This window comes from Deltaproteobacteria bacterium, from assembly GCA_020848905.1.
Lineage (GTDB): Bacteria > Myxococcota_A > Polyangia.
The window spans coordinates 23739-36817 of record JADLHG010000016.1 but is presented as its reverse complement, the minus strand read 5'-3'; the positions used below and the strand labels follow the sequence as shown (position 1 = coordinate 36817).

The window sequence follows — 13079 nt, the reverse complement described above, 5'->3', positions numbered from 1 at the left end:
GGCGCCCACCATGTCCTTCGAGTTCAAGCTGCCGGACATCGGGGAAGGCCTGCACGAGGGGACGCTCGTGGAGTGGCTGGTCGCCGAGGGGGAGTCGGTGAAGCTCGACCAGCCGTTCGCGCGGGTCGAGACCGACAAGGCCGTGGTGGAGCTACCCGCCCCTCGCGCGGCGAAGGTCTCGCGGCTGCACGCGCGGGCCGGCGAGGCGATCCAGGTGGGTCAGGTGCTCGTGACCTTCGAGGACGGCTCGCCGAGCGCCGCCGGAGCTGACGCGGCGAGGCTGCGCTCCGGGGGCAACGGCTCGAGCGGCGCGGCAGATACGTCGCCCCCGACCGCGCGGGCCTCCAGCGAGGCCGGCCGCCTTCGCGCGACGCCCCACACCCGGGCCCTCGCGCGACGCCTGGGGGTCGACCTGACCCGCGTGGCGCCGACCGGTCGCGGCGGGAAGATCACCGACGCCGACGTGCACCGGGCGGCGGGGCAGATCGCGCCTGCCTCCGTCGGTCAGCCGGTCGCCACGAGCCCGTCAGCCGCGCCGGCTCCGTCGGCGTCGTCGTCCCCGTTGCCGCCACGGACGCCTTCACTCCGCACGGGTTCCACCCCGACCCTCGAATCCAGCGAGGATGGTCCCGTCGAGCGCGTGGCCGTGAGTCACCTGCGCCGGGTGATCGCCGAGGCCATGTCGCTGAGCACGCGCACCGCGGCCCACGTGACCCACGTGGACGAAGCGGACGTGACCGACCTGCTCGCCACCTACGCCCGCGCCAAGCGGCACCTCGAGGCGGACGGCGCGCACAAGCTCTCGCTCCTCCCCTACTTCCTCAAAGCCGTCGTGACGGCGCTGAAGGACCATCCCTACCTGAACGCGTCCTACGACGAGGCGCGCGGCGAGCTCCTGCTCAAACGCCACTACCACCTCGGCATCGCGGTCGACACCCCCGAAGGGCTCGTGGTGCCGGTGATCCGGGACGTGGACCGGAAGGACCTCGTCACCCTGGCCGACGAGGTCACCGACCTCGGGGCGCGGGGCCGCGCGCGACGCCTGCAGGTGCACGAGCTCCGCGGCGGGACCTTCACCGTCAGCAGCCTCGGCAAGCTCGGGGGCGCGTTCGCCACCCCGATCATTCACCAGCCGGAAGTAGCGATCCTCGGCGTCCACGCCATCAAGGATCGCCCCGCGGTGGTGGACGGCGCCGTGGTGCCGCGCAAGCTGCTCTACCTGTCGCTCTCGTACGACCACCGTGTCGTGGATGGAGCCGTGGCGGCCCGTTTCATGGCCCAGCTTCTCGAGCTCGTGGAGCACCCCGACCTGCTCATGCTGCGGCTCTGAGCCGGATCCCGCGTCCGACCATCCTCCGAAGTTCAGCGCACGCGCCTCCCGAGCGCGCAATAAACGCTCCCCCCCTCGCGCCTGACGTCCCGCGGCAACGCCGTCCTTCCCGATACAACGTCCGCTGACTTCCGGTCGGAACACATGTTGCTAGGGCGCCGACGACAACACGTCGCCGCGCGCGATTCCAACGCCCCTCAGAGGCGGCGACGAACGAGGTGTGTTCTTCGGTCGGGGCCCGACGGCTCGCCGTCGGTGGAGACCGAACCTGGAAGGAAGTGAGGAGTAGCGATGTCATCCAGAAGGCTGTTCTCCATGCTGGCGCTCGTCGCCGCAGCGCTGGTCGGCTGCGGCAATCCGCAAGGCAGCGAACCGACGGGCTCGAAGTCGTCGTCCATCTCGGACGGCACCTCGGACTTCACGCACACCAACGTCGGAGCCGTGCTCCGCAGGGACCCCACCTCGGGGCTCTGGCGTCTGACCTGCTCGGGGACGCTCGTCGCGCCGAAGGTGTTTCTCACCGCCGGCCACTGCATGCGCGCCGAGCGCATGGCGGTGACCTTCATCCAGAACATCGCGCCGGGGAATCCCATCCCGGCCGACGCCCCGGTCTTCGAGGGCACGGCGGTCCGCCACCCGAACTACGTCGCAGGCGGCGACGGATCGCGCGAGCGCTTCGACTACATGGTCCTGCTCCTCGACGAGGCCCCGGGACTCCCCCTCGCCACGCTGCCGAGCGCCGGCGTCATCGACCAGCTGGCGAAGAACGGAACGCTCTCTCTGCGCAGCGACATGACCGCCGTGGGGTACGGCCTGGCCGAGAACAACGGCATGGGCGGCGGCTCCAACTATTGGGCGCTCAGCAACGAGCGGCGACGGGCGCAGATGGACTTCAACGCGCTCACCGGTAAGTCCATGATCAAGGCCACGCGCCGGCTCGGGGGCGACGGCACGGTCTGCTTCGGCGATTCGGGCGGGCCGCTCTTCTACACCATCGACGGCGTGGAGACCCTCGTCGGGACCGCCACCATCGGCGACGCCTCGTGCAGCACGCTCTACCTGGCCTCCCGCACCGACCTGGCGCAGGCGCGGGACTTCCTCGCGCCGTACGTGACCCTGCCGTAGCATCGCGCCCTCCCCTCGCCAGTCCCCCCCTCCCGCGACTCGAGGCTGCCCCCGCCTGGCGGCCCAGGGGGCCAGTTCGTGGGGACGGACGACCCCCCGCCTTGCCGCGGCGGCCGAGCCCGCCCCCCGCTGGCCGCCCGCAAACCCGCAAGCCGGCTGCACTTGCACGCCCATCCGCGCTATCCGGGCGGCGCGCCACGGCGGCACGGACCCTGCAAGAGCCAGGCGGCGAGGCCCCGAAAAGATGAAGCTCCCACGCCGCCTGCTGCTGCTCGTTCTGGTCGCCGCCCTCGGCGCCAGCGGGTGCGTCGGCTGGAGCGGCCCCGACGCGGAGCTCCCGGAGGAGGCAGACCTCGACCGCTCCGCGGCCCGCGCCGACACCGCGCGGCTGACGCTCCTCTACACCGCCGACGAGCACGGCTGGCTCCGTCCCACGAGCAACTCGAACGCCACCGAAGGGGGCGCGGCCGAGCTGCTCTCCCGCTTGAAGAAGAAGGAGGGCTACGAGAAGGACGCCGGCACGGTCCTCCTGAGCGGCGGAGACATGTGGACCGGCCCCGCCATCTCCACCTGGTTCAAGGGGGAGTCCACGGCCGAGGTCATGAACGCGATGGGCTACCGCGCCGCGGCCCTCGGCAACCACGAATTCGACTTCGGGCGCAGCGTCCTCGAGACGCGACGCGCCGCCTCGGACTTTCCCTTCCTGGCCGCGAACGTGGTGCGCGCCGACGGCGGCCCGCTGGGCTTCGCCGAGCCGTACACGATCCTCGAGGCGGACGGGGTGAAGATCGGCCTCGTCGGCCTCGCACTGAAGGAGACGCCGCAGGTGACCCAGGCCACGGCCGTGGCCGGGCTCTCCTTCGGTGACTACGCCCCGGCCCTGCGCACCTACGTGCCGGAGGTAAGGTCCAGAGGCGCGCAAGTCGTCATCGTCCTCGCGCACGTCTGCTTGAAGGACCTCGAGAAGCTGGCCGCCGAGGTCGCGGACCTCGAGCTCCCGGTGATGTTCGGCGCGCATTGCCACGAGACCGGCGCGCGCAAGGTGGGCAACACCTGGCTCGTCGCGCCGGGGAGCTTCTTCAAGCGCTACGCTCGCGTCACCCTTTCGGTCGAGCGCGCCTCGGGGCGCGTCACGAAGGCTGCCGCAACCACGATCGCCAACAGCTCCATCAAGCTGCCGAGCTTCATCTCCTGGCTCGCCCCCCCCACCGTCCCCGACGCCGACGTCAAGGCGATCGTGGACGGCTGGCAGACCAAGACCGAGGCCGAGCTGGGCAAGGTGATCGGCTATACCCGGACCGGTCTCACGCGGACCGCGCAGCTCCCCAACCTCGTCACCGACGCCTGGCGCTGGGCCTACCCGCAGGCGGAGCTCGCGCTTTCGAACACCGGCGCCCTCCGCCAAGACGTGAACGCCGGCGACATCACCCTCGCCGAGCTCGTCGGGCTCATGCCCTTCGACAACACCCTCTACGACCTCCGCCTGACGGGGGCGCAGGTGCTCGAGAACCTCTCGTGCTGCGGCGGCGTGGCGACCTCGGGGCTGCGCCTGGACCACGGCCGAGCCATCCTCACCAGCACGGGTCAGGAGCTAGACGCGACGCACACCTACCGCGTCCTCGTGAACAGCTTCATGTACGGCGGAGGGGACGGCTTCCGCTTCAAGCGGCAGGACCCGGCGGGCTACGACACCACCATCGACTGGCGTCAGCCGGTCATCGACTGGGTGGTCGCGCAGGGCTCCTCGGCGGCGAATCCCCTCGAGGCGAAGGTGGACGCCACGCCGCGAAAGTAGCGCGCGTAGCTCGCGTCAGCGATGCGACGACGGACCGGCGGGGGCCTTCGCCCCGGGTCCCTGCGCCACGTTCTTCGACGGCCCGCCCGCCCCCGGCGCGGCGATCGCCACCTGCTCCAGCTCGGCCCGGCGTCGCGCGAGCTCCGCCAGAAAGCGCAACCGCTCCGCTCCCGGCAGGTACGCGCCGCGCTGCACCGGCAGGCGCTGCGGATCCACGTAGCGACCTCCCTGCGTCACGCCGTAGTGCAGGTGCGGCCCCGTGGCGAGTCCCGTCATCCCGACCGTGCCGATCACCTGCCGCTGCTTGACCTTCATCCCGGGCTTGAGCCCGCGCGCGATGCGGTCGAGGTGCATGTAGAGGGTGGCGATCCCGTTCGTGTGCCGCAGCACCACCATGTTGCCCGCGCCGCCCGACGGCTTGGCCGACACCACCGTCCCGTCGGAGGCGGCCCACACGGGCGTTCCGCGCGCGGCGGCGTAGTCCACCCCCTGGTGGGCCTTCATGCGATGCAGCACCGGATGGAAGCGCCGCTTGGTGAACTGCGAGCTGATGCGCCGGTAGACGAGCGGCGTCTTCAGAAACGAGCGCCGGATCGAGCGCCCCTCGGCGTCGTAGTAGCCCTCTTCGCCCCCCTTCGCGCGGTGCCAGTAGGCCTGAAAGCGCCCGGCGCGCCCGCGATACTCCGCCGCCAGGATCCGGCCGTAGCGGTGCAGCTTTCCCTGGTGGTAGTGCTTCTCCACGACCACGCGCACCTCGTCCCCCTCGCGCGGATCCAGGTACCAGTTGATGTCCCACGAGAAGAGCTCCACGAAGCGCGCCACGAGCGCCCCGGACTCCCCCGCCTCGGAGAGCGCGCGGTTGAGCGACGAGTCGATGCGTCCGCCCACCCGGACCGTCTTCGCCTCGAGCTTCGACTCCAGCTTGCGCGCCAGGAGCGCGCCCGCCCGCGACCGCGTGACCTCCACCGAGGAGATCGGCGAGATGCGATAGCTGAAGCGCAAGAGCGCCCCGGTGCGCCCGTCGAGGGCTGCCTCGAAGGACTGGTCGGCTCGCAGCGCACGCAGGTTCAGCTCGCGCTTGAGCGCCGCCACGAGCGCGCTCTGGTCGGCCGGCGCCAGCCCGAGCGGCGCGAGCGCGGCGGCCAGCCCGAGGTGCCCGGCCATCCCTCCGCGGACGAGCCGCGCATCGACCGGGAGTTCCCTCGCGAGCGAAGCCGTGGGCGAGGCGGTCTTGCCCGCTTGCACGGCCTGGCCCTTGATGGCCGAGGTCTTCATCACGTCGCGGATCGAGGTGCCCCCGCGAAAGAAGAAGACGTAGACGTTGATCCCCACGAGCGCGGCGAAGAGGGCTCCGAGCCGGAGGCTGGCGCGCACGTTTTCGCGACGACGGGGGCGGCGACGAGGAGAAGGTCCGAGACCTTGTAGCGTGGGACGGGGCACTGCGGTCGTCCGCTCCTTCGATGGGCTCGCGGGGAAGACCCGACGAGGCCTCACCCTGGTATCACGCGTCCCCCAAGGTGTCAATTTTGTGAGCGGATCCGTCGCCGAGCGCGCCAACGCAACCCACCCGGACTCATCCGGCGTGCCCCGCCGACGCGATGAGGGCGCGCGCATTCGCCCGGGCCTGGTCCGTCACGCGGGCCGAACCGAGCATCCGGGCCAGCTCCTCCACCCGTTCCTCGGGCGTGAGCAGCGCCACCGCCGTGCGGGTACGCCCCTTCTGGCTGGCCTTGCCCACGTGGAAGTGCCGGTCGGCGTAGGCCGCTACCTGCGGGAGGTGCGTCACGCAGAGCACCTGCCGCGCCTTCGCCACCCGGGCGAGGGACCGGCCCACGGCATCCGCCGCGGCGCCCCCGACCCCCGCGTCCACCTCGTCGTAGATCGAGCTCCGCACCGGGTCGTGCCGCCCGAGCACCTGCTTCAGCGCGAGCATGATGCGCGAGAGCTCGCCCCCCGACGCGGTCTTGGCCAGCGGTCGCGGAGCCTCGCCCGGGTTCGCCGCGACGAGCAGCTCGACGCGGTCCCACCCCTCCCGCGAGACGCGCCGCCCGTCGAAGAGCATCGCCTTCGGGGTGTCCTCGCGCGGAGCGAGCGGCGTCAGCTCCACCGCCAGTTGCGCCCCTTTCATGGAGAGCGCCGAAAGCTCCTTCGCCACCTGCGCTGAAAGCTCGCCGGCCGCCGCCTGTCGCGCGCGCGACAGCTCCTCCGCCGCGCGCTCCACCTCGCTCCGCGCCTCCGCGAGCCGCCCTTCCGCCGCCTCCAGCCGCACCTCGTAGGCCTCGAGCTCCTCGAGCTCGGCGCGCATCGCCTCTCCCCGGGCCAGCACCTCCGCGAGCTCCCCGCCGTACTTGCGCTTCAGCCGGTGCAGCGCCTCGAGTCGCTCCCCGACCTCCTCGAGCCGGGTCGGGTCGTCCTCGATCGCGCCGGCGTACCGCGCGAGCCCCTGGGCCACATCCTCCACGAGGACCCGCGCCTCGCGGAGCTGCGCCGCCAGCGCCCCGAGTCGACCGTCCACCGCCGAGAGCTCGTCGAGCCGCGTCTCCACCGCGGCGAGCCGCTCCGACACCGAGCCCTCGTCACCGTAGAGCGCCGCCTCTCCCCCCGCCGCCGCCTCGAGCAGCTCCCCCGCCCGTCCGAGCTGCCGCCGCTCCGCCTCGAGCGCCTCGTCCTCTCCGAGCCGCGGGTCCACCCCCGCGAGCTCCTCCACCTGATACCGCAGGTAGTCCACCCGCTCGGCCCGCTGCCGTTCGTCGAGCTGCAACCGGGCGAGGCCCTCCCACGCCGCGCTGAGCCGTCCGTAGGCCTCGGCCATCTGCGTGACGAGACCCTCCGGCACCCCCGCCGCGTCTAGGAGTCGCCGCTGAACCCCCCGGTCCTCGAGGAGCTGTTGCTCGTGCTGCCCGCTGATGTCCAGCAGCCGCGCCGTCACCTCGGAGAGCACCGCCGCCGTGGAGAGCGCCCCATTGATGTAGATCCGCCCCCGCCCCGAGGCCGAGATCACCCGGCGCACCAGGAGCTCCTCGCCGTCGAGCGGCAACCCGGCCGTCTCGAGCGCCTTCAGCACCTCGGGGGCACCGGCCAGGTCGAACTGCGCCTCCACCGTGGCCTCGGGGGCGCCGGTACGGACCATCTCCGCGCTCGCCCGCGCCCCCCGCAGGATCGCCGCCGCCTCCACGATGATGGACTTGCCGGCTCCCGTCTCGCCGGTCAGGACGTTCAGCCCCGGGCCGAGCTCGAGCTCCACCCCCTCGATAATGGCCAGGTTCAGGATCCGCAGGTGCGCCAGCATCTGCGCCATCTTCTAGCAAAGGCGCCCCCGCCTTGTCCCCCCTTGACGTAGCGGCCGAAGAATTCTAAGGATTGGCCCCGCCGGGGGCGGTACTGGCCCTGCCCGAGCCCCGCCGGAGGCGTCGGCTATTCTTAAAGATTGACAGCGGCCGCCGCAGATCATAGATAAGTGCGTTTCGCAGACCCAGGGAATCTGGGGGAAAACCAGTTAGGAATCATCGATGAAGACGATCAGCGCCAAACCGAGCGAGGTCACTCGCAAGTGGGTGGTGGTAGACCTCCAGGGCAAGACCCTCGGCCGGGCCGCCAGCGCCATCGCGTGCATCCTGCGCGGCAAGCACAAGCCCGAGTTCACGCCGCATGTGGACACGGGGGACTTCGTGGTGGTGGTGAACGCCGACAAGGTGCAGCTCACCGGCCGCAAGTGGGACCTCAAGATCTACTATCACCACAGCCAGTACCCGGGCGGACTGCGGAGCTGGACCGCCAAGCAGCTCCTGGCGCACAAGCCGGGGGAGCTCGTTCGGCTGGCGGTCAAGGGGATGCTGCCCAAGAACCCGCTCGGGCGCGCCATGATCAAGAAGCTCAAGGTATACGCCGCGCCCGGGCACCCGCACGAGGCGCAGCAACCGACTCCGGTGGAGATCTAAGATGGCCACGAACGCTCAAGAGTACTACGGCACCGGCCGACGGAAGGAAGCGGTCGCCCGCGTGTGGATGACGCCCGGCGCCGGTCAGGTGATGATCAACGGCCGTCCGATGGACGACTACTTCCCGCGCGTCACGAACCGCATGGTCATGTCGCAGCCGCTCGCCCTGACGGAGACCGAGGGGAAGATGGACGTGCGGGTGAACGTCTGCGGCGGCGGCCACAGCGGCCAGGCGGACGCGATCAAGCACGGCATCAGCCGCGCCCTCCTCGTGTACGACGCCGCCCTGCGCGGCACGCTCAAGAAGGCCGGCTACCTGACGCGCGACTCCCGCGCCAAGGAGCGCAAGAAGTACGGTCAGCCGGGCGCGCGCAAGCGGTTCCAGTTCAGCAAGCGCTAGCCGCCGGTCTCCGCGAGGGCGGGGGCCCGCGCGGCCCGCCGCCTCCACGTCTCCTGGCCGCCCGAGGGGTGCCCTGGGATGAGCTCCAAGCGATCCAAGAAGCGGTCCGGAAAGCGCGGCGACTCCGCGTCGGGGAGCGGGACCATGTCCGGCTTCCGCAGCGGGCTCAAGGGTCTCGTCGGAGCGGGGTCCAAGAAGAAGGAAGGCCCCCTCAGCCGCGCGCTCACCTACGTCCTGCTCGCGGCCGCGCTAGGGGTGGTGGCCTACCGGCTCTACCAGTGCACGGGCGCTAGCCGTTGAGGCTCCGGAGGCCCCGAGCAGGTTCTCTCGGCCTCCGCCTCCTCGTCGCGTACCTCGTCCCCACTCTCGGCCTCCTCGCGCTCTTCGCGTGGCTCGCCTCTCGCGCCACCGCGCACTACCTCGAGGCGGCGCTCGGCGAGCGGCTGATGGGCATCGCGCAGGCCGCCGCGACGCAGGTGAGCCCCGAGTCCGTGGCCTTTCTCGCGCCGGGGGACGACGACAGCCGCACCGCGCAGCGCCTGCGGCACAAGCTGCTCCAGCTCCGCGACCGCACCGGCGTGGCGCGCATCTTCGTCCTGGACCGCGAGCTCCGCAGCCGGACGGACACCGAGGCGGGCGTCCGCATCGGGGACCGCCACTACCAGGCCGAGGCCGATCGGTCGGAGCTGCGGCGCGTCTTCGGCGGAGAGGCGGCCTCGTCGGTCCTCTTCGAAGGCAACGACGGACGCACCTACAAGACGGGCTACGCCCCGGTCCGGGAAGGGCAGACCGTGGTGGCCGTCCTCGGAGCGGCCGGGAGCGCTGCCTTCTTCGCCGACCTTCGCCGCCTGCGCACCTACCTCGTCCTCTCGGCCGGCGTCGTCGCCGTGGTGCTCGTGGGCGTCACCGTGCTCGTCGCCCGGCGCATCAGCCGTCCCCTGCGGGAGCTCGCCGGCGCGGCCACGCGCATCGGGGCCGGGGAGCTCGACCGGGAGATCCCCGTGCGTGGAGGCGACGAGGTGGGGCTTCTCGCGCGCACCATGAACGAGATGCGGCAGCAGCTCCACGAACGAGAGCAGCAGCTCCAGCTCATGCTCTCCGGGATCGCCCACGAGGTGCGCAACCCGCTCGGCGGCATCGCCCTCTTTGCCGGGCTGCTGCGCGAGGAGCTGGCCGACAAGCCCGAGCAGCTCGAGATGGTCCAGCGGATCGAACGCGAGCTCGGCTACCTGAAAAACGTGGTGGGCGAGTTCCTGGACTACGCGCGAAAGGCCCCACCCCACCTGCAGGAGCTCGACCTTGCCCCGCTCCTCGAGGAGCTCGCGCAGGTCGTGGAGGCGGACGCCGCGACCGCCGGCCTCGTGCTCAGGCGCGAGCTCCCCTCCACGCCGGCCATCGGCGACGGCGAGCAGCTCCGTCGGGTGGTGCTGAACCTGGCGCGCAACGCGATACAGGCCACCGCGAAGGGGGGCGCGATCACGCTGCGCTGCGGCCTCGACGACGGCACCCCGTTCCTCGAGCTCGAGGACACCGGCAGCGGGATCGCCCCCGAGCTGCTGGAGCGCATCTTCGCGCCCTTCTTCACCACGCGGGAAAAGGGGACGGGGCTCGGCATGGCCCTCTCCAAGAAGATCGTCGACCAGCACGGCGGGGGTATCGCCGTGGCCAGCCTGGTCGGCCAGGGGACCCGGGTTCGCGTTACACTGCGGCCGGCCGGATGAGCTCCATCCGGAAACGCCCAGCGAGGACGTCATGAGCAGAATTCTCATCATCGACGACAACGAGACCATCCGCTTCGGCCTGCAGCAGGTGATCCGCAAGATGGGGCACGAGACCCTCATCGCCGCCTCGGGGAAGGAAGGGCTCGAGCTCTTCAAACAGCACGAGGTGGACTTCGTGATCACCGACCTCAAGATGGAGGGGATCGACGGGGTCGAGGTGCTCCGGCAGGTCGCGGAGCGGGACCCGGACTGCCCCACCATGATCGTCACCGCCTTCGGCACGGTGGAGACCGCCGTCGAGGCGATGAAGCTCGGAGCCCTAGACTTCCTGCAGAAGCCCTTCGCCCCCGAGGTGGTCCGCCTCAAGGTGGAACGCGCGCTCGAGCTCCGTGCCACGCGTCGAGCCAGCCAGCGCCTGCAAGGCGAGAACGAGCTTCTGCGCGAGGAGGCGCACGTCCGCTACGACGACCTGGTGGGCAGCTCGCCGCTCATGCTCGCCCTCTACCGCGCCATCGAGAAGGTCGCCCCGACCGATTCGTCGGTCTTCATCACCGGAGGCAGCGGCACGGGAAAGGAGCTCGTCGCGCGAGCGATTCACAAGCGCAGTCGACGGGCCCAGGGACCGTTCATCAAGGTCAACTGCGGCGCGCTCACCGAGACGTTGCTCGAGAGCGAGCTCTTCGGCCACGAGAAGGGGGCGTTCACGGGCGCGGTGAAGCGGCGCCTCGGACGCTTCGAGCTCGCCGACGCCGGCACGCTCTTCCTCGACGAGATCGGCGACATCACGCCTGCGCTGCAGGTGAAGCTCCTGCGCGTGCTGCCGGAGCAGGAGTTCGAGCGCGTCGGCGGCGAGAGCACGGTGCACGTGGACGTGCGCGTGGTCAGCGCCACGAACAAAGACATCCAGCAGGAGGTGCGCGAGGGACGCTTCCGCGAGGACCTCTACTACCGCCTGCACATCGTACCGCTGCACATCCCGCCCCTCGCCGAGCGTCGCGAGGATATCCCGCAGCTCGCGCGACACTTCATCGAGACGCTCGCCCCACGCACGAACCCCAAGGTGACCGGCATTGCCGACGACGCGCTCGGCCGGCTCATGGCCTACCCCTGGCCGGGCAACGTGCGCGAGCTCGAGAACGCCATCGAGCAGGCCCTGGTCTTCGCCGACGGGGATACCGTCACGCTCTCGTCGCTCCCCGAGTTCGTCCGGGGAGAGCCCGCGGGCGAGACGCTGGCCCTGCCGAAGGGGCAGATGTCCCTCCCCGAGATCCTGGAGGACCTCGAGCGGCAGCTGATCCTCAAGGCCTACAAGGACGCGGGCGGCGTGAAGACCGAGACCGCGCGGCGCCTGGGCGTGAAGACCTCGGCCCTCTACTACAAGCTGGAGAAGTACGGCATCTCGTGAGGCCTGTCTTGTTGCCGTCGAGAAGCTCGCGGCGCGGGTGGACCCCGCCGCCCCAACGTACCGAGATCACCGAGTGAATCCCACATCGTCCGCGTCGGGAATCTGAGGCCCCCCTCCCCACGGCTCAAATTTCTGAGGGGGGCCCAACGACGCGGCCGAACCCGGATCAGCTGGCGATCTACGGCGTTAGTCCCGACCGAGCCCGGTAGCAGCCGTGGCACGTAGCTTGCTGTAGAATTCATGCGATGCGCGCTCTGACCGCCAGCCTCCTCGCTCTCCTCCTCTTCCTGGGTTCGTCCCGGGCGTGGAGCGAGCCGTCTGCCGGAGAGCTCGAGCAGCGCTACCAGCTTCTCAGCGGACACCGCGCCCGCCTCGAGGCGGCGCTCACCGACCACGGGCGCCGGATCGCGCGGCTGAAAGCGCAGACCGCGGGGCTTCAGCGCGACTACCAGCTCCAGGCCGCCCTGCGCGTGAGCCAGGAGCTCGCTGGACGCTTGACCCGCATCGACGGGGAGCTACGCACCGTCCGAGGACAGCTCGCGTCGGCGCTCGTGCTCGCCGCGGCTCGCACCACGGATGCGCAGGAACGCGACCGGCTGCGCCGCCGTCGAGAGGCTCTCCTCGCGGAGCAGCAGCGGGCCAGCCAGAACGCGCGCATCGTGACCGGCGGGCAGGTGAGCCCCCACGACAGCGCCGAGGATCTCGAGGAGAAAGCCGACCTGCTCAAGGATTCCGAGGAGAAGGTCCGCAAGCAGCTCCGCCGTCTGCAGGCGCAGCTCGGCCAGCTCCAGCACAAGGCGCGCCTCGAACGGCACAGCCGCGCCGCCGACGACAACCCCTTCGTCGAGGACGCCCCTCGTCGAACCGCGCGCCCGAAGATCGTGGGCGCAGCGGCCACCGGGGATTCGAGCGGCGCGGCGGCCCCGAAGGCGCCGAGCGGGCAGAAGGTTACGGCCCCCCCTGCGGCCGGTGCGACGACTCGGGGCGAGGACAAGGGGAACAACTCCGACAGCGTCCCCGAGGCTGCGGCGTCGCCCGCCCCGCCGGCGGCGCCGGGCTCTTTCAGCGGCGGCGCCTCTGCCGGCGGTCACGCAGGCGGCAGCGGCGCTCCGTCGGAACCGGCGCGTGCCACCGCTGCGCCGAGCGCCGTCGGGTCCTCGCCGCAGGTGGGCGTCACGGTGCGAGACGTGCTCGACCCGGCCACCCTCCGCGAGCTGGAGCGAGCCGGCGCCCGCGGGGACCTCAAGGCCCGCGTGGCGGCCCTGAAGAAGGCCAGTCAGCAGCTCGACGAGCTGGCCAGGGGGCTAGCGGCGCGGGCCGAGACGCTGCGCCAGCGGGCCAAGACGCTTCGCCGCCACAAGTAGC

General features: G+C 71.2%; 11 protein-coding genes. 9 read left to right on the top strand and 2 right to left on the bottom strand.

The window, feature by feature from the left end; all coding sequences use genetic code 11:
- Positions 1–10: 10 nt before the first annotated feature.
- From IT371_07255 to IT371_07245, 3 genes are all read left to right on the top strand, one after another.
- Positions 11–1330, top strand: coding sequence for a 2-oxo acid dehydrogenase subunit E2 (locus IT371_07255; protein MCC6747437.1), 1320 nt, complete (start codon positions 11–13; stop codon positions 1328–1330).
- A 291-nt stretch (positions 1331–1621) separates the two neighbouring features.
- The gene (locus IT371_07250) at positions 1622–2455 is read left to right on the top strand and encodes a trypsin-like serine protease (GenBank protein MCC6747436.1); all 834 of its coding nucleotides are present in this window, start codon (positions 1622–1624) and stop codon (positions 2453–2455) included.
- Between the two features lie 244 nt (positions 2456–2699).
- On the top strand, positions 2700–4250 hold the full coding sequence (locus IT371_07245) for a bifunctional metallophosphatase/5'-nucleotidase (protein ID MCC6747435.1): 1551 nt from the start codon (positions 2700–2702) through the stop codon (positions 4248–4250).
- A 15-nt stretch (positions 4251–4265) separates the two neighbouring features.
- Here the strand turns inward: IT371_07245 and IT371_07240 are convergent, their stop codons facing one another.
- A complete protein-coding gene (locus IT371_07240) occupies positions 4266–5624 on the bottom strand; it encodes a peptidoglycan DD-metalloendopeptidase family protein (GenBank protein ID MCC6747434.1) in 1359 nt (452 codons plus the stop codon).
- A 199-nt stretch (positions 5625–5823) separates the two neighbouring features.
- Positions 5824–7539 (bottom strand): DNA repair protein RecN, encoded by a 1716-nt coding sequence (gene recN / locus IT371_07235; GenBank protein MCC6747433.1) that lies wholly within the window; start codon positions 7537–7539, stop codon positions 5824–5826.
- Positions 7540–7759: 220 nt separating this feature from the next.
- On the opposite strand from recN, the gene rplM reads away from it, so the two are divergent.
- The 6 genes from rplM to IT371_07205 all read left to right on the top strand — a co-directional run bounded on the left by rplM (position 7760) and on the right by IT371_07205 (position 13078).
- Positions 7760–8188, top strand: coding sequence for a 50S ribosomal protein L13 (rplM, locus tag IT371_07230; GenBank protein ID MCC6747432.1), 429 nt, complete (start codon positions 7760–7762; stop codon positions 8186–8188).
- A gap of 1 nt (position 8189) precedes the next feature.
- Positions 8190–8588: a 30S ribosomal protein S9 gene (rpsI, locus tag IT371_07225; protein ID MCC6747431.1), complete on the top strand. Its 399-nt coding sequence runs from the start codon at positions 8190–8192 to the stop codon at positions 8586–8588.
- 78 nt (positions 8589–8666) lie between these two features.
- Positions 8667–8888: a hypothetical protein gene (locus tag IT371_07220; protein MCC6747430.1), complete on the top strand. Its 222-nt coding sequence runs from the start codon at positions 8667–8669 to the stop codon at positions 8886–8888.
- Positions 8885–10309 (top strand): HAMP domain-containing histidine kinase, encoded by a 1425-nt coding sequence (locus IT371_07215; protein MCC6747429.1) that lies wholly within the window; start codon positions 8885–8887, stop codon positions 10307–10309. The genes IT371_07220 and IT371_07215 overlap by 4 nt, the downstream gene beginning before the upstream one ends.
- 31 nt (positions 10310–10340) lie before the next feature.
- Positions 10341–11714, top strand: coding sequence for a sigma-54-dependent Fis family transcriptional regulator (locus tag IT371_07210; protein MCC6747428.1), 1374 nt, complete (start codon positions 10341–10343; stop codon positions 11712–11714).
- A 245-nt stretch (positions 11715–11959) separates the two neighbouring features.
- Positions 11960–13078, top strand: a complete 1119-nt coding sequence (locus tag IT371_07205; GenBank protein ID MCC6747427.1) for a hypothetical protein — start codon at positions 11960–11962, stop codon at positions 13076–13078.
- The last annotated feature ends 1 nt before the right edge of the window (position 13079 follow it).

Bases quoted from the DNA above. Each gene is read 5' to 3' on its own strand.
- IT371_07255 (MCC6747437.1), top strand. From the start codon at position 11: ATGTCCTTCGAGTTCAAGCTGCCGGACATCGGGGAAGGCCTGCACGAG.
- IT371_07250 (MCC6747436.1), top strand. From the start codon at position 1,622: ATGTCATCCAGAAGGCTGTTCTCCATGCTGGCGCTCGTCGCCGCAGCG.
- IT371_07245 (MCC6747435.1), top strand. From the start codon at position 2,700: ATGAAGCTCCCACGCCGCCTGCTGCTGCTCGTTCTGGTCGCCGCCCTC.
- recN (MCC6747433.1), bottom strand. From the start codon at position 7,539: ATGCTGGCGCACCTGCGGATCCTGAACCTGGCCATTATCGAGGGGGTG.
- rplM (MCC6747432.1), top strand. From the start codon at position 7,760: ATGAAGACGATCAGCGCCAAACCGAGCGAGGTCACTCGCAAGTGGGTG.
- rpsI (MCC6747431.1), top strand. From the start codon at position 8,190: ATGGCCACGAACGCTCAAGAGTACTACGGCACCGGCCGACGGAAGGAA.
- IT371_07220 (MCC6747430.1), top strand. From the start codon at position 8,667: ATGAGCTCCAAGCGATCCAAGAAGCGGTCCGGAAAGCGCGGCGACTCC.
- IT371_07210 (MCC6747428.1), top strand. From the start codon at position 10,341: ATGAGCAGAATTCTCATCATCGACGACAACGAGACCATCCGCTTCGGC.
- IT371_07205 (MCC6747427.1), top strand. From the start codon at position 11,960: ATGCGCGCTCTGACCGCCAGCCTCCTCGCTCTCCTCCTCTTCCTGGGT.